Here is a 23516-nt window from a genome sequence, read left to right on the forward strand (position 1 = left end):
GTACGCCGTGCGGCGCAGGATGATCGCGGCAGACGGCGTTACAATTCACCCTGCCCACGCGCCACGGACCGCCAGCGACCGGACGGACCGGGACACGGGGGTCCCTCAACGACTCGCCCGGCACGGCCGTTCGTGCTGCGCCGGACGACCCGGCCGTGCTCGCTCTTTCGCCTCCGGAAGGTCATTCGTGACAGAACCCCGCCAGACCGGCGCCGACGTTCGCTCGCTCACCGACACCCTGATCGCCCACGCGCAGAGCGCCGGCGGCCAGCTCACGTCGGCCCAGCTCGCGCGCACCGTCGAGTCCGCTGAGGTGACCCCGGCCCAGGCCAAGAAGATCCTCCGTGCGCTCTCCGAGGCGGGCGTGACGGTGGTCGTGGACGGCTCGGCGAGCACCCGCCGCCCGCGGGTCGCCGCGGCCCGGTCCGCCACCCCGGCCTCCCGGGCGACCACCGCCAAGACCACCAAGAAGGCCGCCGCGCCCGCCCCGAAGCAGGCGCCCGCCGCCGAGGAGTCCCCGGCGCCGGCCCCGCGGAAGGCGACGGCGCGCAAGGCCGCCGGCACCACCGCCGACGTGGCCGCCAAGGCCGTCGCCCCGGCGAAGGCCACCAAGGCGACCCGGGCCACCAAGGCCACCGTGGCCGCCAAGACCGCCGCGGCGAAGTCCGGCAAGGCCGGCGCCAAGGGCGAGGGCGCCGAGGGTGAGATCGACCCGGAGGAGCTGGCCGCCGAGATCGAGGACGTCGTGGTCGAGGAGCCGGCCGAGCTGACCCAGGCCGCCGAGGCCGACGCCGCCAGCTCCGCCACCGACAACGACTTCGAGTGGGACGACGAGGAGTCCGAGGCGCTCAAGCAGGCGCGCCGGGACGCCGAGCTGACCGCCTCCGCCGACTCGGTCCGGGCCTACCTCAAGCAGATCGGCAAGGTGCCGCTGCTCAACGCCGAGCAGGAGGTCGAGCTCGCCAAGCGGATCGAGGCCGGCCTCTACGCCGCCGAGCGGCTGCGCGCCGCCGACGAGGGCGAGGAGAAGCTGGTCCGCGACCTGCAGCGCGACCTGATGTGGATCTCCCGGGACGGTGAGCGGGCCAAGAACCACCTGCTGGAGGCCAACCTCCGCCTGGTGGTCTCGCTGGCCAAGCGCTACACCGGACGCGGCATGGCCTTCCTCGACCTGATCCAGGAGGGCAACCTCGGCCTGATCCGCGCGGTCGAGAAGTTCGACTACACCAAGGGCTACAAGTTCTCCACGTACGCCACCTGGTGGATCCGCCAGGCCATCACCCGCGCCATGGCCGACCAGGCCCGCACCATCCGCATCCCGGTGCACATGGTCGAGGTGATCAACAAGCTCGGCCGGATCCAGCGCGAGCTGCTCCAGGACCTGGGCCGCGAGCCCACTCCGGAGGAGCTGGCCAAGGAGATGGACATCACACCGGAGAAGGTGCTGGAGATCCAGCAGTACGCCCGGGAGCCCATCTCGCTCGACCAGACCATCGGTGACGAGGGTGACAGCCAGCTCGGCGACTTCATCGAGGACTCCGAGGCCGTGGTGGCGGTCGACGCGGTGTCGTTCTCGCTGCTGCAGGACCAGCTCCAGCAGGTCCTGCAGACGCTGTCCGAGCGCGAGGCGGGCGTGGTACGCCTGCGGTTCGGCCTGACCGACGGTCAGCCGCGCACTCTGGACGAGATCGGCCAGGTGTACGGCGTGACCCGGGAACGCATCCGGCAGATCGAATCCAAGACGATGTCCAAGTTGCGGCACCCGTCGCGTTCCCAGGTGCTCCGCGACTACCTGGACTGACCACCGCACGTCAACTCGTCGTGCCGGTTTGATCACCAGCCGTAGAACACTCATCGGTGATCGGTCGGTTGCCTGTTTGTGATCGTTGACGTGGCACCCTTGGTGCACGGCACACTGTCTTCCACGCCAGGTGTGACCTCGGTCCCCCGCGGGCACACAGGGAAGGCAGGGCCCGAGATGGGTGTTGCACGATAGGTGAGCAACCGAAGAGAGTGTTCATCGGTGACGACCAGAGGAGGAAGGCGATGACCCCGACCCTCACGCCGCCGCCCGAGACGGTGAGCCCCCCGGCCGCCGATGAACGGTGCGACCGCTGCAATGCTGCCGGCAAGCTCCGGATCACTCTGGCGGGTGGGAGCGAGCTGGTGTTCTGTGGGCACCACGCGAACAAGTACGCGGAGGATCTCGTGAAGATCACCGTGCGCTACGCGTCGGACCCGGAGTTCAGCTGGCGTGGCGCCGATCTGATGGCGAACTGAGGTCCGACAGGAAATCCGCAACTCGACATAACCGACCGGAGGCACCCACACGGGTCGCCTCCGGTCGGTTTTTCGTACCCGCGCGCGCAAGGTGTTAACAAGGGGCCCCTGCACTACCGGAGGCGTTAAGAAGGGGCCCTTCCTTACAGGGTCTGCACGGTGGCGATGCGCTCCTCGAGCTGCTCGATCGTGGCCTGGGCGCTGGGCGGGCCACCGCAGATCCGGCGCAACTCGGCGTGGATCTTGCCGTGCGGCTGGCCGGTGCGGTGGTGCCGCGCGGCCACCAGGGCGTTCAGCTGCCGCCGTAGCGCCACCCGACGCTGGGCCGCACTCATCGGTGGGGGCACCGCCGCCGGGGCGGCAGCGGCCGGCTCAGCGGTCCGTAGGGCGGCTCGACGCTTCTGCGCGGCGAGCTGCTCGGCCTGCCGCTTGGTCAGCAGCAGCGAGACCTGGTCGGCGGTGAGCAACCCGGGCAGCCCGAGGTATTCCTCCTCCTCCGGGGTGCCGGCCTGGGCGGCGGTGCCGAAGGAGGCGCCGTCGAAGATCACCTGGTCCAGCTCGGCGGTGGCGGAGAGCGCCGCGAACCGCTTCTCCAGCTCGCCGCTGGCTCCGTCGTCGCGCTGGGCGCGCTCCAACAGGTCGTCCTCGAAGCCCTCGCGGTCCTTCGGCTTGCCGAGCACGTGGTCCCGCTCGGCCTCCATCTCGCTGGCCAGCCCGAGCAGGTGCGGCACGCTGGGCAGGAAGACCGACGCGGTCTCGCCGGACCGGCGGGCCCGGACGAACCGGCCGATCGCCTGCGCGAAGTAGAGCGGGGTGCTGGCGCTGGTCGCGTACACCCCGACGGCCAGCCGGGGGATGTCCACGCCCTCGGAGACCATCCGCACCGCGACCAGCCACCGCTGCTCGGAGGCCGCGAACGTCGCGATCCGCGCCGAGGCGCCCTGGTCGTCGGAGAGCACCACGGCGGCCTTCTCACCGGTCACCTGCTCCAGCAGCTTCGCGTACGCGCGGGCCACCTGCTGGTCGCTGGCGATGACCAGGCCGCCCGCGTCGGGCATGCCGTTGGCCCGCAGCACGCTGAGCCGGGCGTCGGCGGCGCGCAGCACCTGCGGCATCCAGTCGCCGGCCGGGTCCAGCGCGGTCCGCCACGCCTGGGCGATCAGGTCCTGCGTCATCGGCTCGCCCAGCCGCGCGGCCAACTCGTCGCCGGCGTTGGTGCGCCACCGGGTCTCCCCCGAGTAGGCCAGGAACAGCACCGGCCGGACCACGCCGTCGCGCAGCGCGTCGGAGTAGCCGTAGACCGAGTCGGCGCGGGAGCGCAGCAGCCCGTCCCCGCCGCGTTCGTAGCTGATGAACGGGATCGGGTTGTCGTCGGAGCGGAACGGCGTGCCGGTGAGCATCAGCCGGCGTACGGCGGGCTCGAACGCGGCCTTGACGCCGTCGCCCCAGGTGCGCGCGTCGCCGGCGTGGTGGATCTCGTCGAGGATCACCAGCGTCCGCCGGGTCATGGTGCGCCGCCGGTGCACCTGCGGCGCCATGCCGACCTGGGCGTAGGTGACCACGGCGCCGTGGAAGTCGGCGGCGGAGTGCAGGTCGGCGTTGCGGAACGCGGCGTCGAGCTGGATGCCGACCCGGGCCGCGGCCTGCGCCCACTGGGTCTTCAGGTGCTCGGTCGGCGCGACCACGGTGACCGCCTCGACGGTGCCGTCGGCGAGCAGTTCGGCGGCGATCCGCAGCGCGAAGGTGGTCTTTCCGGCGCCGGGCGTGGCGACCGCGGTGAAGTCCTCGGCCCGCCGGCGCAGGTACTCCACCATCGCCTTGCGTTGCCAGGCACGCAGGGGCGGGAACGTGTCGAGCGCGGGCATCCGCGGTGGCACGCGTGGCTCCTCTCCGCCGCGGACGGCGGCGGGCCCGACCGGGGGCCACGGGAGCCGCCGCCCATGAAAAGGCCCTCGCGCATCCGGTGCCGCGAAGGCCGACTCAGCATAACCAGCGGGGGCGTTCCGCCCCACTCGACGCCACGCTGGTCACATCCGCCCACCCCGGTGCGCGACGGTCGCGGCTACGGCCAGCGGGTCCCGGTGCGGGGCGGGCGCAGCGTGGGCACCGGCGCCGACCAGCGTCGCCGCAGCGCGATCAGGCGCAGCCCGAACACGAAGACCGCCGCGCCGGTCAGCGGCAGTGCGGTGGCGTGTCCGTAGGTCGACAGCAACGCCACCACGACCGAGCCGGCGAGCGCGGCGACCGCGTAGATCTCCGAACGCAGCACCACCGGGATCTCGCCGGTGAGCAGGTCGCGGCCCAGCCCACCGCCGATCGCGGTGAGCATGCCGATCATGCAGGCGCCGACGGCGGGCACGTGCGCGTCGAGCGCCTTGAGCGTGCCGGTGACGGTGAACAGGGCGAGGCCGGCCGCGTCGAGCACCAGCACGGTGGTGCGCAGCCGGGCGAGCTGCGGGTGCAGCCGGAACACCGCGGCGGCGGTGACGGCGGCGGTGACCGCGTACCGCCAGTCGGCGAACGCCAGCGGGGGGACCTCGTCGATCACGAGGTCGCGGAAGATGCCGCCGCCGAGGGCGGCGACCACACCGACGAAGACCACCCCGAACAGGTCGAGTCGTTTCGCGACCGCCGCGGAGGCGCCGGAGGCGGCGAACACCGCCACGCCGGTGAGGTCGGCGAGGAGCAGCGCGGTGGAGGTGGTCACCGCCGCAGGTTACGTGGGCGGGCGGCGGCGCCGCCCGCGATCACTCCGAGTAGGAGTCGTAGATCTCCTTGCACTTCGGGCACACCGGGGAGCCGGGCTTGGCGGCCTTGGTGACCGGGAACGTCTCACCGCAGAGCGCGACCACGTAGGTGCCCATGACGGCACTCTCGGCGATCTTCTCCTTGCGGACGTAGTGGAACATCTCGGGACCAGTGTCGGCGTCCTTCAGCTCGGGACGCTCGAGAACCTCTGTGCTCACGTCTGCACCTCCGACCTTCCAGTTTTGCAGGTCCGCCCGGGTCGGTCCAGCTGGGCCCGCCCCGGGAGCGGCCCGTACCGTAGCCGAAGTGACCAACTTTCACATCAGCCTCGGCAGTGACGTGGCCGACGCCCTGCGCGACGGGCGCCCGGTCGTGGCGCTGGAGAGCACGATCGTCTCGCACGGCCTCCCCCGGCCGGACAACCTGCGTGTGGCGCGCGAGATCGAGCAGGCGGTCCGGGACGCGGGCGCGGTGCCGGCCACCATCGGCATGGTCGCCGGTGAGCTGCGGGTCGGGCTGGACGACGCCCAGCTCACCCGGCTCGCCACCGTCGACGGCGTGAGCAAGCTCTCGGTCCGCGACCTGGCGCCGGCCGCGGCGACCGGCGCGGACGGGGCCACCACGGTGGCGGCCACCAGCGCGGTCGCGGCGGCCGCCGGGATCGGGGTGTTCGCCACCGGCGGGCTCGGCGGCGTGCACCGCGAGGCGGCGCAGACGTTCGACGAGTCGGCGGACCTGGTCACCCTGGCCCGTACGCCGATCGCCGTGGTCTGCGCCGGGGTGAAGTCGATCCTCGACGTGGGCGCGACGCTGGAACGGCTGGAGACGCTCGGGGTGGGCGTGGTGGGCTACCGCACCCGCCGCTTCCCCGGGTTCTACCTGACCGACGCCGGGTTCGACCTGGACTGGTCGGTGGAGTCCCCGGAGCAGGTGGCCGACGTGCTGGCCGCCCGCGCGGCGCAGCGCGTGCACCACGGAGGGCTGGTCGTGGCCAACCCGCTGCCGGTCGACGAGCAGCTCGACCCGGCGCTGCACGACCGGACACTGGCCGAGGGCCTGGCCGCGCTGGCCCGCGAGGGGATCACCGGCAAGGCGGTGACGCCGTTCCTGCTGGCCCACTTCCACGCCGCCACCGAGGGCGCCAGCCTGGCGGTGAACGTCCGCATCATCCTGCGCAACGCCGACCTGGCGGCCCGGATCGCGGTCGCCGCCGCGAAGCGTCGCCCGGCATGAGCGAACGCACCGAGCGCAGCGAGGGCCGTGAGAACATGCCCAGCCAGCACAGCATGAGCGAACGCACCGAGCGCAGCGAGGGCCGGGAGAACATGCCCAGCCAGCACAGCATGAGCGAACGCACCGAGCGCAGCGAGGGCCGGGAGAACATGACCGGCCAGCACAGCATGAGCGAACGCACCGAGCGCAGCGAGGGCCGGGAGAACATGCCCGGCCGGCACGGCATGAGCGGGGTGCCGCGCGTCGTCGTCGTGGGCGACGTGATCACGGACGTGCTCGCGGTGCTGTCCGGCCCGCTGGCCACCGGCTCGGACACGGCGGCCGGGATCCGCTTCAGCGGCGGCGGCCAGGCGGCCAACACGGCGGCCTGGCTCGCCGGGCAGGGCGCGGCCGTGACGCTGGTCGCCGCCGTCGGCGACGACGAGACCGGCCGGGAGCGGGTGGCCGAGCTGACCCGGGCCGGCGTGGACTGCGTGGTGGAGCGGCACGAGGGCTACCCCACCGGCACCGTCATCGTGCTCACCCACGGCGGCGAGCGGACCATGGTCAGCCAGCGGGGCGCCAACCTGCGTCTGACCGCCGGGCACGTGGACGCGGCCCTGGCGGCGGTGCCCGACGTCGGGCACCTGCACCTGTCCGCGTACACCCTGTTGGACGTCGGGTCGCGCGGAGCGGGCCTGCGCGCGCTGGCCGCGGCCCGCGAGCGCGGGCTGACCGTCAGCGTCGACGCGGCCTCCGCGGCGCCGTTGCGGCGCGTCGGCGGGTCGTTCCTGACCTGGGTACGCGACGTCGACCTGCTGCTGGTCAACACGGATGAGGCGACCGTGCTGACCGGCGGCCTGGATCCGGCGGCCCAGGCGCGGGCGCTGACGTCGGTGGCGCACCGGGTGGTGGTCAAGCGCGGCGCGGCCGGCGCGGTCTGGGTGGAGCGCGGGGGCCGGGTGGAGACGGCGCCGGCGCCCGGGGTGGCCGTGGTGGACGTCACCGGGGCCGGGGACGCGTTCGCCGCCGGTCTGCTCACCGCCTGGCTGGCCGGCGCCGACCCGCGCGCGGCCCTGGCCCGCGCGGGCGACCTCGGCGCGCTGGCCGTGACCACGGTGGGCGCCCGTCCCACCCGCTGATCCGCGGGCCGGCCCGGGCGCGTCGGCCCGGGCCGGTCAGGGTTCGGCGTCGATGACCCTGTGCGGGCGCTCCTCGGCCGGGAGCGCCATCGGCGGCGTCTCGTCGCGGTGGCGCTGCTGGAACCTGGTGGACAGGCGGTGCTCCTCCTTGGGCGGGCGGTCGTTCGCCAGGAGCACCGCGAGCCACGGGATGAGCACCATGCCGAGCCCGCACAGCGGCAGCCAGAGCCAGAGCAGCGGGGCCTTGACGCCGACCAGGATCGCGCCCGCGACCAGGCACGCGACCCGGACGCCCATCATCAGCACGTAGCGCTTCTGCCGACTGGTGAGCTGGTCGTCCTGGCTGCGCGGGGCGTCGGTGATCAGGATCGGCTGGTAAGCCTGACGCTTCACCACGGACCTCCTACGAGGGGATACGGCCCATCCTGTCACTCGGGGCGGATGATCGGCGAACTTCGACCGACCCGGCTCGTGTTACGTGCGTGGTACGCTCCGATTCGTGGCCAACCGGTTCAGCTTCACCGACGAGGCGCTGGCGAACCTGCGGGTCTACGACGTCACACCCGGGGAAGTCTGGGAGGCCCTGCACAGCACCCGTCGGGTCATCCGGCACCTCGGCGACGACGTCATGGTGGTCTACGCCACCGACCACCGGGGCCGACGACTCGCCGTGCTGCTGGCCGAGGCCGACGGCACCGACAACGACTGGGACATCCTCTCCGCCCGCGAGCTGAGCGACGTCGAGGCCAAGCGCTACGACGAGGCGGTGCGGAGGTCACGCCGACGAGGAGGCGGTCACCATGCACCGTGACGAGGCGACCAAGCGGTTCCACGCCGGCGGCGACGCGTTCGCCGACCTGATCGACGAGACGTCGCCGGCGCAGCTACCCACCCCCGACAGCGACGTGCCGATGGTGAGCCGCTCGGTGCGGCTGCCGTTGGAGACCTACGACCGGGTCCGGGCCGCCGCCGAGGCGCGCGGCATCGGCGTGACCACCCTGATGCGGCAGTGGATCGAGGCCGGCCTGGCCGACCTGGACGACTCGGCCACCGTCTCGCTGGCCGACGTACGCCGCGCGTTGGCCTCGCTGTCCCGCCCGACCGCCGCCTGAGCCCTCACGCCTCGGGGCCGGCCTCACCGCGCATCTCCCGGCCCAGGGGCGAGGCGGAGGACTCCGGCGGCCGACCTCGGGCGTGCCGGGCGTCGGCGAGCGCGACCAGCGCCAGCACGCCGGCCACCGTGCCCAGCGCCAGCAGCGCCGGGCCGGCCGTCAGCACGGGCGCGAGCAGCACCAGGGCCAGCAGACCGGCCAGCCGGGAGCGGGAGATCCGACCGAAGATCTCGTACTCGAAGCGGGACCGGGCGGCCAGGAACAGGGCCGGGCCGCCGGCCACGAAGACCAGCCAGCGCGGCTCGGCCGGGTCGAACGGGTGGGCGATGACCAGCTCGTAGCCGACCGCGGCGGCGAGCACCCCGAGCACCATGAACAGGTGCGTCTGCGCGGCCGACTCGGCCAGCCGCCCCGGGGAGCCGGCCCGGCGCAGCGCCTCGGCGAGCAGGAACCCGGCCCGGTGGAAGTAGATCCGCCAGAGCAGCGCGGTGACCAGGAACGCGAGCGTGAACGCCGCCGCGCCCTGCCGGGAGAACCGCTCGCCGCTGTAGGCCACCCCGATCACCAGGACCGACTCGCCGAGCGCGATGAGGAAGATCTGCTGGTAGCGCTCGGCCAGGTGTTCCCCGGCCACCAGCCAGCTCCGGATGCGGGACCGCCCGAGCCGGGGCAGCGGCCACCCCAGGTACGTGCCGAGGTAGTCCACCGCCAGCGCCACCACCCACAGCGGCAGGCGCGCCCCGGGCAGCAGCGCGCCGGCCAGCCAGAGCGGCGCGCTGGTGCCGGCCCAGGCGGCGAGCCGCAGCGGAACCGTCCGCCGCGGGTGGCCGCGCAGCGCCGCCACGATCACCAGTGGCCGGCCGACCATCATCACCACGTACGCGAGCACGAACGGCAGCGCCCGCTCCTCCAGCGCGCGGGGCAGCGTCACCCCGAGCACCAGGCTGCCGAACGCGGTGCCGACCACGAGCGCCTGGATCACGATCCGCTCCGGCTCGTAGCGGCTGGTCACCCAGGTGGTGATGGTCCAGACGTGCCAGAGGACCAGGAAGAGCAGCAGCGTCCGGCCGACACCGGCGACCATCGTCTCGCCGGAGCCGTCGAGGTCGGTGATCAGTCGCTGCGACACCCGGGTCAGCGCGAAGACGAAGACCAGGTCGAAGAAGAGCTCCAGGAACGTCGCCCGCTCCGAACTGGCCATGGTGCGCAGCAGCGCCCCGCCCCGCTGCTCGCTCATGGTCAGCCCTTCGCGGCCTTCGCCTCCGCCTTCATCCGCTGCTTGAACTCGCGTACCCGGCGCAGCGACTCGGGGTCGGTCACGTCGGCCACCGACCGGTGCGCCGCCGGGTCGCCGTAGTCGCCGGCCGCCTCGCGCCAGCCCGCCGGGGTGACCCCGAACCGCTTGCCGAGCAGGGCGACGAAGATCTGCGCCTTCTGCCGGCCGAAGCCGGGCAGCTCACCCACCCGGCGCAGCAGCTCCCGGCCGTCGGCCGCGTCGGACCAGAGCCGGGCCGGGTCGCCGTCGTAGCGCTCGACCAGCGCCCGGCAGACCTCCTGGGTGCGGGCGGCCATCGCCTTGGGGAAGCGGTGCAGCGCCGGGGGCCGGGCGAACAGCTCCACCAGAGCCTCCGGGTCGTACCCGGCCAGTTCCCGGGCGTCCGGCTCGTGGCCGAGCCGCTGGGTCAGCACGTACGGGGAGGAGAACGCCTTCTCCATCGGCACCTGCTGGTCCAGCACCATGCCGAGGAGCAACGCCAGCGGGCTGCGCCCGAGCAGCTCGTTGGCCTGCGGGTCGATGGGCAGGGAGAGCGTCATGCCCCCATCCTGCCGCCCCGGCCACCGGTCGCGGGGGCGACTCCCCGACGAGCGCGACGCGGCCCGGTGGACCGGGCTGGGGTCCACCGGGCCGCGCGGCTCACGGTGCGGTCAGTTCACCACGAAGAGCAGCCGGTTCGGCGAGCCCGAGCCCGGGTTGGTCACCTTGCCGGTGGTGGCGTTGCTGGTCAGGTAGCTGGCCACCTGGGAGGGGGTGTAGGACGGGTTGGCGCCGAGCACGAGCGCCGCGGCGCCGGCCACGTGCGGGGACGCCATCGACGTGCCGCTGATCGTGTTGGTCGCGGTGTCGCTGGTGCGCCAGGCCGAGGTGATCGACGAGCCCGGGGCGAAGATGTCCACGCAGGAGCCGTAGTTGGAGAAGGACGACCGCGCGTCGCTGCTGGTGGTGGAGCCGACGGTGAGCGCCGAGGCGACCCGGGCCGGCGAGGAGTTGCAGGCGTTGGCGCTGGAGTTGCCGGCCGCGACGGCGTACGTGATGCCGGAGCTGATCGAGTTGGCCACCGCGTTGTCCAGCGTGCTGCTGGCGCCGCCACCGAGGCTCATGTTGGCCACGGCCGGCTTCACCGCGTTCGAGGTGACCCAGTTGACGCCGCTGATCACGCCGGCGGTGGTGCCGCTGCCGGAGCAGTTGAGCACCTTCACGGCGACCAGGCGGACGCCCTTGGCCACGCCGTACCGGGTGCCGCCGACCGTGCCGGCGACGTGCGTGCCGTGGCCGTTGCAGTCGGTGTTGTTGCTGTCCACCGTGTTGGTGCCCCAGGTCGCCCGGCCGCCGAAGTCGGTGTGGGTGGTCCGGATGCCGGTGTCGATGATGTAGGCCCGCACGTTGCTGGCCGTGTTCGGGTAGGTGTAGGTGCTGTTGAGCGGAAGGTTGCGCTGGTCGATCCGGTCCAGGCCCCAGGTGGCGCCGGTCTGGGTGCCCTGGACGGTCACCCGGCGGTCCTGCTCGACGTAGGCGACGGCCGGGTCGGCGGCCAGCCGACGGGCCTGCGCGGCGCTCATCGTGGCGTTGTAGCCGGTGAGGGCGGCGCTCCACACCGTGCCGACGGCGCCGCCGTAGCGCTTGGCCAGGCCGGCGGCCCGGTCCGGCACGGCGGTGCGGGCGGTGCGGCTGTTCGCGGTGCCGACCGCGTCGCCCTTGAGCACGACCACGTAGCTGCCGCTGACGGCGTCGGCGGCGCCGGCGTACCGGATCTCGCCGGTCGGCGCGGCGAGGGCCGGGGTGGAGGCGGCGGCGGTGAGGGCCGCGGCGGCGGCCGTGACGGCGAGCGCGCGCAGCGCACGCCGCCGGGGAACGGACACGTCGGGCATCGTCTGGCTCCCTACCGGGCGGGCCGGTTCGTGGCCGGCGGGACCGCCCATCGACGGATGTTGGAGGGAATGCTAGCCATACATTGATGCTCGTGAAAGAGATAGTTGCCGATTGATACGGTCTGCGGTCCGGTTCCGGCGGGTGCGCGCCACGCCGGCCGCCGGGCGAGGCAGGATGGCCGGTGTGAACCGTCACGACATGCTGCTCTCCCCCGCCGGGGTGGACGCGCTGCGCACCGCGCTGACGCTGGCCCGCTTCACCGCGAACGGAATCGCCGACCGGCTCGGTCCGCAGGCCACCGGCGGCGTGGCCCGCAACGACCACCGGGCCGCGCTGCGCGCCACCGAGGACCGCGACCGGCTGGCCACGCTGATCCGGGTCTTCATCTGCGACCAGACCGAGCCCGAGCCGGTCGTGGCCGAGGCGCTCGCCCCGCTGACCGTGGACGAGGCGCTGGCCGGGGGCATCGTCGAGCGCCACGGCGACGGGCTGCGCGCCGGCGTCGACCTGGAGCCGTACGGCGACGACTGGTGGGTGCTCGCCGACGTGCCGGCCAGCGCCCGGCCGGGCCGGCCGCTGCACGCCGAGCACGTGCTGGGCGTCGGCGGCGCCACCCAGACGCTGATCGGCGCCGCCGTGCGCCGCACGGTCGACACCGCGCTCGACCTCGGCACCGGCTCCGGCGTGCAGGCGCTGCACCTGGGCACCCACGCCCGCCACGTCACCGCCACCGACGTCTCCGAGCGGGCGCTGCGCTTCGCCGCCACCACCGCCGCGCTCAACGGACAGGACTGGGAGCTGCTGCGCGGGGACATGGTCGCCCCGGTGGCCGGACGCCGCTTCGACCTGGTGGTCAGCAACCCGCCGTTCGTGGTCGGCCCCGGCACCACCACGCACGTCTACCGCGACTCCGGCCGGGTCGGCGACGCGATCGGCGCCGAGTTGGCCGCCGCCGCGCCGGACCTGCTCACCGAGGGCGGCACCATGCAGTACCTGGCGAACTGGGTGCACGTCACCGGCGAGGACTGGGCCGAGCGGGTCACCGGCTGGTTCGCCGGCACCGGCCTGGACGCCTGGGTGATCCAGCGCGAGGTGGCCGACCCGATGGCGTACGTGAACCTCTGGCTGACCGACGTCGGCGAGCGCGCCGACCCGGCGCGGATGGAGGCCTGGCTGGACTGGTTCGACGCGCACAAGGTCGAGGCGATCGGGTTCGGCATCGTCTCGCTGCGCCGGGCCGGGCACGACCAGCCGATCGTCCGGGTCGAGGACCTGCGCCAGCGGGTCGAACCGCCGCTCGGCGACCGGATCGGCGAGTGGTTCGACCGGCAGGACTGGCTGCGCGCCCGGGACACCGACGGCCTGCTCGCCGCCCGCTACCGGGCCGCCGACGGGCTCCAGCTGCGCCAGGAGGCCACCATGGGCGACGACGGCTGGGCGGTGGACCGGCAGGTCCTGGCCATGCCGCGCGGCCTGCGCTGGTCGGAGGAGGTCGACCCGCTGGTGCTCGCCCTGGTCGGCGGCGCGGACGGCCGGCTGCCGCTGCGCGACCAGCTCGCCCTGCTCGCCGCCGCGCACGACGTGGCACCGGACGAGCTGGCCGAGGCGGCCGGACCGATCGTGGCGCACCTGGTCGAGCGTGGCCTCGTCGAACCGGTGACCGACTGATGCGGGCGCTGGTGCAGACCGTCGGCCGGGCGTCGGTCACCGTCGACGGCGCGGTGGTCGGCGAGATCGCCGACGGGCTGCTGGTGCTGCTCGGCGTCACCCACACCGACACCCCGCAGGTCGCCGCCACCATGGCCCGCAAGCTGCACGAGCTGCGCATCCTCGACGACGACCGCAGCGCCGCCGACACCGGCGCGCCGCTGCTCGTGGTCAGTCAGTTCACGCTCTACGGCGACGCCCGCAAGGGGCGGCGGCCGAGCTGGACCGCCGCCGCCCCGGCCGAGGTGGCCGAACCCCTGGTGGACACCGTCGTCGAGGAGCTGCGCGCCCGGGGCGCGAAGGTGGAGACCGGCCGCTTCCGCACCCACATGCTGGTGGAGAGCGTCAACGTCGGTCCCCGCACCCTCCTGCTGGACCTCTGACGGCCTAGAAGAACAGACCCCGACGGGACAGCGACTGGCGCAGCCAGCCGTCGAGCTGGGCGGCCCAGTCGGTGCGATCGGCGGTGGCGTGGTCCACAGTGAACCGGCCGAACGCGTCCCGCCCCTCGGTGAACAGGCCGCCCCGCTTGTCCATCTCCAGCACCACCTGCACCTGCTGCGGGTCGGTGACGAAGGTGACCTCCAGCTGGTTCATCGCGCCGGCGTACTGGGGCGCCGGGTAGAACTCGATCTCCTGGTAGAACGGCAGCTGCTGGCGTACGCCGTAGATGTGGCCGCGCTCGACGTCGGCGCGGGCGAACCGGAAGCCCAGCCGCAGCAACGCCTCCAGCAGGCGCTCCTGGGCGGGCAGCGGGTGCACCGCGACCGCGTCCAGGTCGCCCTTGTCCACCGCCCGGGCCACCTCCAGCTCGGTCCGCAGACCCATCGTCATCCCGTGCAGGTGCTGGCCGTAGAGGTCGGTGAGCGGGGTCTCCCAGGGCACCTGGAAACGGAACGGCACGTCGTAGCGCTGCCCCGGGTCCAGGCGGAACGGGCCGGTCACCTGGGCCCGGCCGAACTCCTGGGTGGTGTCGTACTCCGAGTCGCCGCTCTCCACCTCGACCCGGGTCACCAGGCCGAGCGCGACCCAGCTCACATCCACCGGGTGGTCGCCGCCGACCACGTGGACGCGGCCCTCCAGCTGACCGCCCGGGCGGCAGTTCGGGTTGGCCAGCACCGTCTCCACCGACGGACCGCCCACACCCATCGCCTGCATGAGCCGCTTGAAGACCACCACGTTCTCCGATCGCCGGTTCGTTCCCGGCCCCACCGGCCGGACGCTGGCACGGTATCCGGGTCGGGCAAGCGACAGCCGGACTTCCGCCCGGATTCGTGTCGGGTCCCCGATCGCCTCACTCCCGTCTCACGCCCCGACCGCCAAGCTTGTTGTCACCGGCCCACCGCGCCGGCGGCACGGGGACCGGTACGGCACGTAGGACACGGGGAGAACAGAGATGACCCAGCGAATGATCGAGCACCAGGACATGGACGTCACCCTCACCGACCTGGACGCCACCGACGAGCGCGGCGTCTCCACCGACCTGGTCCGGGCGTACCTGAACGGGATCGGCCGCACCAAGCTGCTCACCGCGGCGCAGGAGGTGGAGCTGAGCAAGCGGATCGAGGCCGGGCTCTTCGCCGAGGAGAAGCTGGCCACCTGCACGCCGGTCTCCGCCGAGCTGCGCGCGGACCTGGCGCTGGTCGCCGCCGAGGGGCGCGCCGCCAAGGACCACCTGCTGGAGGCGAACCTGCGGCTGGTGGTGAGCATCGCCAAGCGCTACACCGGACGCGGCATGGCGTTCCTCGACCTGATCCAGGAGGGCAACCTCGGCCTGATCCGCGCGGTCGAGAAGTTCGACTACACCAAGGGCTACAAGTTCTCCACGTACGCCACCTGGTGGATCCGCCAGGCCATCACCCGCGCCATGGCCGACCAGGCCCGCACCATCCGCATCCCGGTGCACATGGTCGAGCAGGTCAACCGGATGGTCCGGGTGCGCCGCGAGCTGTCCGTGGCGCTGGGTCGCGAGCCCACCGTGGCCGAGGTGGCCACCGCGCTGGAGATCCCCGAGTTCCAGGTGATCGAGCTGATCTCGTACGACCGGGAGCCGGTGAGCCTGGACCAGGCGGTCGGCGAGGACGGGGAGAGCGCCCTCGGCGACTTCGTCGCCGCGGTGGACCCGCGCGCGGAGCCGGGCGACGCCGCCACCAACGGCGAGCTGCGCAACGAGGTGCGGATCGTGCTGGCCACGCTGTCCCAGCGGGAGCAGGCGGTGATCCGGCTGCGCTTCGGCCTGGACGACGGCCGCCAGCGCACGCTGGACGAGGTGGGCCGCGAGTTCGGGCTGTCCCGGGAGCGGATCCGGCAGATCGAGAAGGTGACGCTGCTCAAGCTGCGTGACCCGGAGCGGGCGAACCGGCTGGAGGCGTACGCCTGCTGACCCGACGCCCCACCGACAGGCCCCGGCGGTTCGCCGGGGCCTGTCGCGTGTCCGGTGCTTGACGCGGCCGCTCGCAGCGGATAAAACCAACTGGTTATCAAACCAGGAGGTTATGAACGTGACCGCCGACCTGCTCGACGCGACCTTCGCCGCACTGGCCGACCCCACCCGACGGGCCATCCTCACCCGGCTGGCCGCCGGCGAGGCGACCGTCACCGAGCTGGCCGCGCCGTTCGCGATGAGCCAACCGGCCGTCTCCAAGCACCTCCGGGTGCTCGAACGCGCCGGCCTGGTCACCCGGGGCCGCGACGCCCAGCGACGCCCCTGCCGGCTGGACGCACGGCCGCTGCGGGCGGCCGTCGCGTGGCTGGCCGACTACCGGGACTACTGGGCCGAGAGCTACGCGCGCCTCGACGAGGTGCTCGCCGAACTGACCGTCGGGGACCAGCGGTGAGCGCCGCTCCGCCGGACCTGACCGTGACCCTCCACGGTGACCGGGAGATCCGGCTGAGTCGCGACTTCGCCGCCCCCCGACACCTGGTGTTCGCCGCCTTCACCCGCCCCGACCTGCTGGTCCGCTGGTGGGGCGCGCGGGGCTGGCACCTGGTCGAGTGCGAGGTGGACCTGCGGGTGGACGGGCGCTGGCGCTTCGTCTCCCGGGGCCCCGACGGCACGCTGATGGGTCAGGGCGGCACCTACCGGGAGATCGACCCGCCGGCCCGGCTGGTGTGCACCGAACTCTTCGACGACCAGTCCTACCCGGGCGAGACGCTGGTCCGCCACGACTTCACCGAGTCGGCGGGACGGACCACGGTCGTCACCACCCTGCGGTTCGCCACCCGGCGGGGCCGCGACACCGTGCTGCGCTATCCCATGACCCGTGGCCTGGCCGAGGCGTTCGACCGGCTCACGGACCTGCTGCACCCGACGACAGAGGGAGTGACCCCGTGAACTGGACCCTGGAAGTGGTCATCGTGCCGGTCTCCGACATCGACCGGGCCAAGGAGTTCTACGCCGAGCGGGTCGGCTTCGCCGTCGACCACGACACCGACCTGGGCGGGGTCGGACGCATCGTGCAACTCACGCCCCCGGGCTCCGGATGCTCGATCGTCCTCGGCCGTGGCGTCGTGCCGGAGATGCCGCCCGGCTCGCTCAAGGGGCTGCAACTGGTCGTGTCCGACCTGGAGAAGGCCCGGGCGGAGCTGGTCGAGCGGGGTGTGGAGGTCGGCGACATCCAGGTCGTCGGCCGGAACCCCCGACCGGTGCCGCACCCGCTGGACAACGTCGGCTTCGTCTTCTTCCGCGACCCCGACGGCAACGAGTGGTCGGTGCAGCAGATCTCCTCCCGCGGCTGACGGTGTTAAGAAGGGGCCCTTTCTCTACCGGAGGCGTTAAGAAGGGGCCCTTCCTTACAACCGGCGCGGGCCGGTGTCGGGGCGCGCCGCCTCGGCGCCGGTACGCACCGTGGCGTGCAACACCGAGATGCCGTCCGGGCGGGCCAGCACCGGGTTGAGCGTGAGCGACCGCACCCGGGGCTGCTCGTCCGCGAGCCGGCCCACCCGCAGCAGCAGGTCCACCAGGGCCGCCCGGTCCACCGGCGCGGCACCCCGGTGCCCCCGCAGCAGCGGCGCGGCCCGCGGCTCGTCCACCAGCTCGGCGGCGTCCCGGTCGGTCAACGGCACCGCCCGCCAGGCCCGGTCGCCGAGCAGCTCGGTCGCCACGCCACCCAGGCCGAACCCGACCACCGGCCCGAACGCCGGATCCTCCACCAGCTCCACCACGCACGCCACCCCCGGCGCGACCATCGGCTGCACCAGCACCTCCGGACCGAACACCGGGGCCATCTCGGCGTACGCGCGGCGCAACGCGCCGGCGTCGGCCAGGTCGAGCCGGACCGCGCCCAGGTCGAGCCGGTGCCGCAGCCCCGGCGCGGCCGCCTTCAACGCCACCGGCCAGCCGAGCCGCTCCCCCGCCGCCACCACCTCGTCGGCCGAACCGGCCGGCACGGACCGCACCACGTCGATCCCGTACGCGCCCAGCAGCGCCGCCGGATCCGCCCCGTCGGGCCGCATCGCGGCCTGCCCCGCCACCCGGTCGACCCGGGGCAGCTCGGGCAGCACGCCGGGCGGCCGGCGCAGCCAGTCCGCGTACGTGGTGACCCGGGCCAACGCCCGCACCGCCTCCTCCACGCTCGGATACGCCGGCACCCCGGCCGGCACCCGCCCGGCCAGGAACGTCGCCACCACCGGCTTGCCGGTGGCCCGCGCGTCGGGCAGCGCCGCGGCGAAGTCGGCCTCCGGATCGGTGAGCTGACCGGGCAGCGGCGGGGCGAAGACCGCCACCACGGCGTCCACCCGCTCGTCGGCCACGGCGGCGGCGAGCGCGGCGGCGTACGCGGCGGCGCCGCCGGTCGGCCCGACGTCCTCCGGGTACCCGTCCGCCACGACCAGCCCCTGCGCGGCGCACGCGGTCGCCGCCAGCCCGGTCAGCGCCGAGGAGTTACCCACCACGGCCACCCGCCGACCGGCCGGCAGCGGCTGGTGGGCCAGGAGCACACCCACGTCGAGCAGCTCGGCGACGGTGTCCACCCGGATCACGCCGGACTGGGCGAAGAGCGCGCTGACCGCGGCGGTGTCCAGCGCGGGCGCCTCGCCCACCCCCGGCGGCCGGGCCAGGGACGCCAGCGCCACCACCGGCTTGCTCCGGCCGATGCGCCGGGCCAACCGGGCGAACTTGCGCGGGTTGCCGAACGTCTCCAGATAGAGCGTGATGACGTCGGTGGCCGGATCGTCCTGCCAGTACTGCAACAGGTCGTTGCCGGAGACGTCGGCCCGGTTGCCGGCCGACACGAAACTGGACAGCCCCAGCCCGCGCCGCGACGCCTCGGCCAGCAGGGCCACCCCGAACGCGCCGGACTGGCTGAACACGCCCACCCGCCCGGGCGCCGGCAGCACCGGGGCGAGCGTGGCGTTGAGGCGTACCGCCGGGTCGGTGTTGGCGACGCCGAGGCAGTTCGGGCCGACCACCCGCATGCCGGCCAGGTGCGCGGCGCGGACCAGGGCCCGCTGCGCCGCCGCCCCGGCCGGACCGGACTCGGCGAACCCGGCCGAGACCACCACCAGCCCGTGCGCGCCGGCCCGGGCCGCGTCCTGGACCACCTCCGTCACCGCCTCCGGCGCCACCGCCACCACGGCCAGGTCGACGTCCAGGCCGGCGTCGGCGGCCGACGGGTACGCGGGCAACCCGGCCACCGTCGCCGCGCTCGGGTGCACCGGCACGATCGCGCCGGCGAACCCGCCGTCGCGCAGATGACCGAGCAGCGCCGCGCCGACACCCTGGCCGGTGGCGCTGGCGCCGTAGACGGCGATGCCGCGCGGGGCGAGCAACCGGGCGATCGAACGCGCCTCGGTGCGGTGCTCCCGGCCACGCTGCACCGCGAGCGTCGCCTCGGTCGCCGCGATCGGGAAGGTCAGGTGCACCACGCCGTCGGCGTACTGGCGCTGCACCTGGTAGCCGAAGTCGGCGAAGACCCGCAGCATGGTCCCGTTCGCCGGGAGCACCTCGGCGACGAAGTGCACGATGCCGTGCCGACCGGCCGCGTCGGCCAGGTGCTCCAACAGCACGGAGCCGATGCCCCGACCCTGGTAGGCGTCCTCCACCACGAACGCCACCTCGGCCTCCGGCGAGGCGGGACCGAGCCGCTCGTACCGGCCGACCGCGACGATCCGTTCGCCGGCCAGCACCACGAACGCCTCCCGGTCGCGGTGGTCGACGGTGACGAAGCGCTTCAGGTCCCGCTCCGGGATGCGCGGGTACGGCGAGAAGTAGCGCAGGTAGCGGGTGCGCTCGGAGAAGCGCGCGTGCATCGCCACGATCTCCGGCGCGTCGTCCGGACGGATCTGTCGCAGCTGGACGGTCGTGCCGTCGCTGAGCAGCACGTCCACCGGTTGCTCGACGGTGGTCACCGGATCAGTCGCGCGGATCGTGCGGGTCGAGCCCGAGCAGCGGGAAGACCGCCTTGCGGGTGGCCGCGACCGCCCGGTCCACCGCGTTCGGCTCGCCGCTCGGCTGCCACGGCTGATAGTCCGGATCCACGTCGTCGGTCATCCGCAGCGGGACGTCGTGGCCGGGCCGCCGGCGCGCGGCCAGCTCCCGCCAGCCGGGCGGGGTGAGCGTGGCCGGGTCGATCGGCTCGCCGGTGGCGATCGCGAGCAGGTGCGTCCAGGCCCGGGGCACCACCTCGACCAGCGCGTACCCGCCGCCGCCGGTGGCCACCCAGCGGCCGTCGCACAGCTCGTCGGCGAGCGACCGCAACGCCCGGTAGGTGGCCCGCTGCCCGTCCACGGACAGGTGCAGGTCGGCCAGCGGATCGCTGCGGTGCCCGTCCGCGCCGCACTGGGTGACCAGCAGCTGGGGCCGGTACGCCCGCAGCACCGACGGCACCACCGCGTGGAACGCCCGCTGCCAGCCGGCGTCACCGACCCCGGGCGGCAGCGGCACGTTGACCGCGGTGCCCTCCGCGCCCGGCCCGCCGGTCTCGTCCGGGAACCCGGTGCCGGGGAACAACGCCAGCGGCGTCTCGTGCAGGCTGACCGTGAGCACCCGCGGGTCGTGGTAGAAGATCTCCTGCACCCCGTCGCCGTGGTGCACGTCCACGTCCACGTACGCGATCCGCTCCGCGCCGAGGTCGAGCAGACGGGCGATGGCCACCGCCGGGTCGTTGTAGACGCAGAACCCGGCAGCCCGCGCCGGCATGGCGTGGTGCAGCCCACCGGCCACGTTGACCGCGCGCCGGGCGTCGCCACGCCACACCGCCTCGGCCGCGGCCACCGTCGCGCCCGCGATCAGCGCACTCGACTCGTGCATCCCGTCGAAGACCGGATTGTCCGAGGTGCCCAGGCCGAAGCCGGCGAAGAGCGGGTCGCGCGGCGCGGCGCGGACCGCGTCCAGATAGGCCGGCTCGTGCACCCGGGTCAGCAGCGCGTCGTCGGCCGGCTCGGGCTTGACCAGCCGCACCCCGGGCCGGTCCAGCACGCCCAGCTCCCGGGCGAGCGCCATGGTCAGCTCGACCCGGACCGGGTCGAGCGGATGGTCGCCCATGTCGTAGGCGAGGAGGGCCTCGTCCCACACCACCACCGTGTCGTCGGCCATGCGGCCATCGTCGCACGCGGGCCCGGGCGCGCCCACCAGCCGCCCGTTCACCGACCGGACGTGCCGCCCGTCGCCACCGGACGGTCCGGGTCGGCCACCCACTCGCTCCACGAGCCGACGTAGAGGGCGGCGTCCGGACGACCGGCCAGGTGCAGCGCCAGCACCGCCTGCGCGGCGGTCACCCCCGAGCCGCAGTAGGCCCCGACCGGCGCGTCCCCGCCGACCCCGGCGGCCGCGAAGCGCTCGCGCAGCGCCTCGGCGGCGGGGAACCTGCCCCGCGTGACGTAGTCCGGGGCGGGCAGGTTGACCGCGCCGGGCACGTGCCCGGCGACCGGGTCGACCGGCTCGTGCTCGCCGAGGTAACGCGGCGCGGCCCGCACGTCGAGCAGCACGCCGGAGTCGGCGGCGGCGAGCCGGGCGGCCCCCGCGGCGTCGAGCACCGGCAGCCCGCCCGGGGCGACCGTCACGTCGCCGGGCGTCGGCTCCGGCGTCCCGGTGTCCACCGGCAGGCCGGCGGCGGTCCAGGCCGGCCAGCCGCCGTGCAGCACCCGCACCTCCCGGTGACCCGCCCAGCGCAGCGTCCACCAGGCCCGCGCGGCGGACATCCCGTCGCCGCCGTCGTACACCACCACGGGGTGACCGGCGCGGACGCCGGCGGCCCGCAGCGCCGCCTGCAACGCGGCCGGGTCGGGCAGCGGGTGCCGGCCCGCGGCCCCGGGCCGCCCGCACAGCTCGGTGTCCAGGTCGACGAAGACGGCGCCGGGGAGGTGGCCGAGGGCGTAGTCGTCGCGACCGGGCGGGCCGGCCAGCCGCCAGCGGACGTCGAGCACGGTGGGTGGGTCGGCGCGGTCGATCTCGGCGGCGAGCCGGTCCGGCTCGACCAAAAGCTCTGCGGTTCCGGACATGCGGTCCAGTCAACACCATCCGGGCCGCGACCTCCGGGTTCGCCTGCGGTCGACGGTCGGTGGTTACGGGTAGCATCGGACGCCGGGAGGCCGCTGACGTGAAGCACGACCTGGTTGACACGACCGAGATGTACCTGCGCACCATCCTCGAACTGGAGGAGGAGGGTGTGCCGCCGCTGCGTGCCCGCATCGCCGAGCGGTTGAGGCAGAGCGGACCGACCGTCAGCCAGACCGTCGCCCGGATGGAGCGCGACGGTCTGCTCACCGTCGAGGGCGACCGGCACCTGGCCCTCACCCCGCTGGGCCGCAACACCGCCGTGTCCGTGATGCGCAAGCACCGGCTGGCCGAGCTGCTGCTGGTCAACGTGATCGGGATGCCCTACGAGGAGGCCCACGAGGAGGCCTGCCGGTGGGAGCACGTGATGAGCGACGCGGTGGAGAAGCGGGTCTACGACCTGCTCAACCGGCCGACCCGCTCGCCCTACGGCAACCCGATCCCGGGCCTGGAGGAGCTGGGCGACCCGGGCCAGCCGGCGGTCGAGACGGTCGAGGGCGAGCGGAACCTGGCGTTCCCGGGCCTGTCCGGCCCGGTCGTGGTGCGGCGGATCTGCGAGAGCGTGCAGACCGACGCCGACGTGCTGCGGCAGCTGCACGCCGCGGGTGTCGACCCGGGTGCGACCGTGACGGTGGCGCAGGAACGCGACGGCGTCTCCATCGACCGTTCCGGCGACCGGGTGCGGCTGCCCCGCGAGGTGGCCTCCCGGGTGTTCGTGGCGGCCCGCTGACGCCCGGCGCTCAGAGCTTCCGGGTGTCGAGGACCTTCGCCAGCGCGACCAGCTTGCCGGTGGTCTTCTCGACCTCGGCCGTGGCGGTGCCCTTCGGCGTCGCCCAGCGCAGGCTGGCCAGCCGGCCCTCGTCGGCCAGCCAGCCCACCTCGGCGACCGGTCCGGCCTTCGCGCTCTTCGGCAGCGTCCGCCGGTAGGCGATCTTCCCGAGCTTGGTGACCTTGGCCGCCCCGCGCGGCTGCACGTCCAGCGTGAACGTCGACGTGTCGATCGACGTGTCGGTCACCGAGAGCGTCAGTTCCGGCAGCACGGCCGCCTGGGCGCGGAGCACGCAGGTGTGGGTGTCCCCCCGCTCGGTGGCGGCGGCCACGTCGAAGGTGGCGCCGGTGTGCTCGGCGATCACCGCGAAGTCGAGCAGCCGGCACGCCCCGCCGGAGGACGCCGCGGCGACCGCCACCGGGGGCCGGTCCGCCGGCACGGCGACCTCCGGGGCCTCGTCGGCGCAGCCGGTGGCGAGCAGGACGGCCGAGGCGGCCAGCCAGGTACGGGCGCGCACGGGAGACCTCCGCGGTCGGCGGCGGGTCGGACCCGCCGGAGTTCCGTCGGACACCGTACGGGCCGCCCGGCGGGGACGGAAGCCCCCTAATCGGCCACGTACGGACAGTGCCGGCACCCTCGCCCGCAGCACGTGCCGCGCCGGGCCAGGAAGCCGGCGCTGAGCACGAACAGCCCCGTCTCCGGGTCCAGGTAGCCGGCCTCCCCGGCGGCCAGCGCGGCGGCGTGCGCGGCCAGGATCCGCTGCCGGTCGGGGTGCGTCGGCGACAGGCGCGACGGGTGCGGCTCGGTCAGCGGGCGGTCCGCCAGCTCGTCACTCACCGCTGGAGTGTAAGGAAGGGCCCCTTCTTAACGTCTCGCGCATAGGCGGGGCCCCCTTTTAACACGC

At 74.1% G+C, this 23516-nt stretch carries 25 protein-coding genes and 1 pseudogene; 13 read left to right on the forward strand and 13 right to left on the reverse strand.

Annotated elements, in window-relative coordinates:
- Positions 1 to 187: 187 nt before the first annotated feature.
- On the forward strand, positions 188 to 1801 hold the full coding sequence (locus COO58_RS17870; RefSeq protein ID WP_098745844.1) for an RNA polymerase sigma factor: 1614 nt from the start codon (positions 188 to 190) through the stop codon (positions 1799 to 1801).
- 245 nt (positions 1802 to 2046) lie between these two features.
- Complete coding sequence (locus COO58_RS17875; protein WP_013284786.1) at positions 2047 to 2280, forward strand: hypothetical protein; 234 nt, start codon at positions 2047 to 2049, stop codon at positions 2278 to 2280.
- A 143-nt stretch (positions 2281 to 2423) separates the two neighbouring features.
- Here the strand turns inward: COO58_RS17875 and COO58_RS17880 are convergent, their stop codons facing one another.
- From COO58_RS17880 to COO58_RS17890, 3 genes are all read right to left on the reverse strand, one after another.
- Entirely contained in the window at positions 2424 to 4145 is a 1722-nt protein-coding gene (locus tag COO58_RS17880) for a DEAD/DEAH box helicase (protein WP_098745846.1), read from the reverse strand.
- A gap of 197 nt (positions 4146 to 4342) precedes the next feature.
- On the reverse strand, positions 4343 to 4987 hold the full coding sequence (locus COO58_RS17885; RefSeq protein WP_091579571.1) for a trimeric intracellular cation channel family protein: 645 nt from the start codon (positions 4985 to 4987) through the stop codon (positions 4343 to 4345).
- Positions 4988 to 5027: 40 nt separating this feature from the next.
- Positions 5028 to 5246, reverse strand: coding sequence for a DUF3039 domain-containing protein (locus tag COO58_RS17890; RefSeq protein ID WP_091579574.1), 219 nt, complete (start codon positions 5244 to 5246; stop codon positions 5028 to 5030).
- 88 nt (positions 5247 to 5334) lie between these two features.
- On the opposite strand from COO58_RS17890, the gene COO58_RS17895 reads away from it, so the two are divergent.
- Complete coding sequence (locus tag COO58_RS17895) at positions 5335 to 6261, forward strand: pseudouridine-5'-phosphate glycosidase (protein WP_098745847.1); 927 nt, start codon at positions 5335 to 5337, stop codon at positions 6259 to 6261.
- 224 nt (positions 6262 to 6485) lie between these two features.
- Positions 6486 to 7382, forward strand: coding sequence for a carbohydrate kinase family protein (locus COO58_RS17900; RefSeq protein WP_098746430.1), 897 nt, complete (start codon positions 6486 to 6488; stop codon positions 7380 to 7382).
- Positions 7383 to 7418: 36 nt separating this feature from the next.
- On the opposite strand, the gene COO58_RS17905 is transcribed toward COO58_RS17900, so the two are convergent.
- Entirely contained in the window at positions 7419 to 7775 is a 357-nt protein-coding gene (locus COO58_RS17905; RefSeq protein ID WP_091583956.1) for a DUF3099 domain-containing protein, read from the reverse strand.
- A gap of 106 nt (positions 7776 to 7881) precedes the next feature.
- Here COO58_RS17905 and COO58_RS17910 point away from each other — a divergent pair, with 106 nt between their 5' ends.
- A complete protein-coding gene (locus COO58_RS17910; RefSeq protein ID WP_245666815.1) occupies positions 7882 to 8193 on the forward strand; it encodes a hypothetical protein in 312 nt (103 codons plus the stop codon).
- The gene (locus tag COO58_RS17915; protein ID WP_091579582.1) at positions 8183 to 8494 is read left to right on the forward strand and encodes a hypothetical protein; all 312 of its coding nucleotides are present in this window, start codon (positions 8183 to 8185) and stop codon (positions 8492 to 8494) included. Before COO58_RS17910 ends, COO58_RS17915 begins: the two co-directional genes overlap by 11 nt.
- A 4-nt stretch (positions 8495 to 8498) precedes the next feature.
- Here the strand turns inward: COO58_RS17915 and COO58_RS17920 are convergent, their stop codons facing one another.
- From COO58_RS17920 to COO58_RS17930, 3 genes are all read right to left on the reverse strand, one after another.
- Positions 8499 to 9731, reverse strand: a complete 1233-nt coding sequence (locus COO58_RS17920) for a low temperature requirement protein A (protein ID WP_098745849.1) — start codon at positions 9729 to 9731, stop codon at positions 8499 to 8501.
- A 2-nt stretch (positions 9732 to 9733) separates the two neighbouring features.
- Entirely contained in the window at positions 9734 to 10309 is a 576-nt protein-coding gene (locus tag COO58_RS17925; RefSeq protein ID WP_091579592.1) for an HhH-GPD-type base excision DNA repair protein, read from the reverse strand.
- A 111-nt stretch (positions 10310 to 10420) separates the two neighbouring features.
- Complete coding sequence (locus tag COO58_RS17930; RefSeq protein ID WP_091579596.1) at positions 10421 to 11641, reverse strand: S8 family peptidase; 1221 nt, start codon at positions 11639 to 11641, stop codon at positions 10421 to 10423.
- Between the two features lie 184 nt (positions 11642 to 11825).
- Here COO58_RS17930 and COO58_RS17935 point away from each other — a divergent pair, with 184 nt between their 5' ends.
- Positions 11826 to 13310, forward strand: a complete 1485-nt coding sequence (locus COO58_RS17935; protein ID WP_176558836.1) for a methyltransferase — start codon at positions 11826 to 11828, stop codon at positions 13308 to 13310.
- A complete protein-coding gene (gene dtd / locus COO58_RS17940) occupies positions 13310 to 13732 on the forward strand; it encodes a D-aminoacyl-tRNA deacylase (protein ID WP_091579600.1) in 423 nt (140 codons plus the stop codon). Before COO58_RS17935 ends, dtd begins: the two co-directional genes overlap by 1 nt.
- Before the next feature lie 4 nt (positions 13733 to 13736).
- On the opposite strand, the gene COO58_RS17945 is transcribed toward dtd, so the two are convergent.
- Entirely contained in the window at positions 13737 to 14525 is a 789-nt protein-coding gene (locus COO58_RS17945) for a sporulation protein (protein WP_091583963.1), read from the reverse strand.
- Between the two features lie 220 nt (positions 14526 to 14745).
- On the opposite strand from COO58_RS17945, the gene sigB reads away from it, so the two are divergent.
- The 4 genes and pseudogenes from sigB to COO58_RS17965 all read left to right on the forward strand — a co-directional run bounded on the left by sigB (position 14746) and on the right by COO58_RS17965 (position 17087).
- On the forward strand, positions 14746 to 15732 hold the full coding sequence (gene sigB / locus COO58_RS17950; RefSeq protein WP_091579604.1) for an RNA polymerase sigma factor SigB: 987 nt from the start codon (positions 14746 to 14748) through the stop codon (positions 15730 to 15732).
- Positions 15733 to 15828: 96 nt separating this feature from the next.
- Positions 15829 to 16186 (forward strand): annotated as a pseudogene (locus tag COO58_RS17955) (ArsR/SmtB family transcription factor).
- Entirely contained in the window at positions 16183 to 16683 is a 501-nt protein-coding gene (locus COO58_RS17960; protein WP_255292667.1) for an SRPBCC family protein, read from the forward strand. The pseudogene COO58_RS17955 and the gene COO58_RS17960 overlap by 4 nt, the downstream one beginning before the upstream one ends.
- Positions 16680 to 17087, forward strand: a complete 408-nt coding sequence (locus COO58_RS17965) for a VOC family protein (protein ID WP_098745850.1) — start codon at positions 16680 to 16682, stop codon at positions 17085 to 17087. The genes COO58_RS17960 and COO58_RS17965 overlap by 4 nt, the downstream gene beginning before the upstream one ends.
- 54 nt (positions 17088 to 17141) lie before the next feature.
- Here COO58_RS17965 and COO58_RS17970 read toward each other — a convergent pair whose 3' ends face one another.
- The 3 genes from COO58_RS17970 to COO58_RS17980 are packed head-to-tail and all read right to left on the reverse strand — an operon-like array spanning position 17142 to position 21788.
- A complete protein-coding gene (locus COO58_RS17970; RefSeq protein ID WP_098745852.1) occupies positions 17142 to 19697 on the reverse strand; it encodes a bifunctional GNAT family N-acetyltransferase/acetate--CoA ligase family protein in 2556 nt (851 codons plus the stop codon).
- Between the two features lie 4 nt (positions 19698 to 19701).
- A complete protein-coding gene (locus tag COO58_RS17975) occupies positions 19702 to 20883 on the reverse strand; it encodes an acetoin utilization protein AcuC (RefSeq protein ID WP_098746436.1) in 1182 nt (393 codons plus the stop codon).
- Between the two features lie 47 nt (positions 20884 to 20930).
- Positions 20931 to 21788, reverse strand: coding sequence for a sulfurtransferase (locus tag COO58_RS17980; RefSeq protein WP_091579618.1), 858 nt, complete (start codon positions 21786 to 21788; stop codon positions 20931 to 20933).
- A 98-nt stretch (positions 21789 to 21886) separates the two neighbouring features.
- Between COO58_RS17980 and COO58_RS17985 the strand changes: the two genes are divergently transcribed.
- Positions 21887 to 22573: a metal-dependent transcriptional regulator gene (locus COO58_RS17985; RefSeq protein WP_091579623.1), complete on the forward strand. Its 687-nt coding sequence runs from the start codon at positions 21887 to 21889 to the stop codon at positions 22571 to 22573.
- 10 nt (positions 22574 to 22583) lie between these two features.
- On the opposite strand, the gene COO58_RS17990 is transcribed toward COO58_RS17985, so the two are convergent.
- Positions 22584 to 23129 (reverse strand): hypothetical protein, encoded by a 546-nt coding sequence (locus COO58_RS17990; RefSeq protein WP_091579628.1) that lies wholly within the window; start codon positions 23127 to 23129, stop codon positions 22584 to 22586.
- Positions 23130 to 23215: 86 nt separating this feature from the next.
- A complete protein-coding gene (locus COO58_RS17995) occupies positions 23216 to 23449 on the reverse strand; it encodes a DUF5522 domain-containing protein (RefSeq protein WP_091579633.1) in 234 nt (77 codons plus the stop codon).
- Positions 23450 to 23516 lie beyond the last annotated feature (67 nt).

The organism is Micromonospora sp. WMMA1996 (assembly GCF_002573675.1).
Taxonomy (GTDB): Bacteria; Actinomycetota; Actinomycetes; order Mycobacteriales; family Micromonosporaceae; genus Micromonospora; species Micromonospora sediminicola.

Bases quoted from the DNA above. Each gene is read 5' to 3' on its own strand.
- COO58_RS17980 (WP_091579618.1), bottom strand. From the start codon at position 21,788: ATGTCCGGAACCGCAGAGCTTTTGGTCGAGCCGGACCGGCTCGCCGCC.
- COO58_RS17930 (WP_091579596.1), bottom strand. From the start codon at position 11,641: ATGCCCGACGTGTCCGTTCCCCGGCGGCGTGCGCTGCGCGCGCTCGCC.
- COO58_RS17880 (WP_098745846.1), bottom strand. From the start codon at position 4,145: ATGCCCGCGCTCGACACGTTCCCGCCCCTGCGTGCCTGGCAACGCAAG.
- COO58_RS17875 (WP_013284786.1), top strand. From the start codon at position 2,047: ATGACCCCGACCCTCACGCCGCCGCCCGAGACGGTGAGCCCCCCGGCC.
- COO58_RS17975 (WP_098746436.1), bottom strand. From the start codon at position 20,883: ATGGCCGACGACACGGTGGTGGTGTGGGACGAGGCCCTCCTCGCCTAC.
- COO58_RS17915 (WP_091579582.1), top strand. From the start codon at position 8,183: ATGCACCGTGACGAGGCGACCAAGCGGTTCCACGCCGGCGGCGACGCG.
- dtd (WP_091579600.1), top strand. From the start codon at position 13,310: ATGCGGGCGCTGGTGCAGACCGTCGGCCGGGCGTCGGTCACCGTCGAC.
- COO58_RS17925 (WP_091579592.1), bottom strand. From the start codon at position 10,309: ATGACGCTCTCCCTGCCCATCGACCCGCAGGCCAACGAGCTGCTCGGG.
- sigB (WP_091579604.1), top strand. From the start codon at position 14,746: ATGACCCAGCGAATGATCGAGCACCAGGACATGGACGTCACCCTCACC.
- COO58_RS17900 (WP_098746430.1), top strand. From the start codon at position 6,486: ATGAGCGGGGTGCCGCGCGTCGTCGTCGTGGGCGACGTGATCACGGAC.
- COO58_RS17920 (WP_098745849.1), bottom strand. From the start codon at position 9,731: ATGAGCGAGCAGCGGGGCGGGGCGCTGCTGCGCACCATGGCCAGTTCG.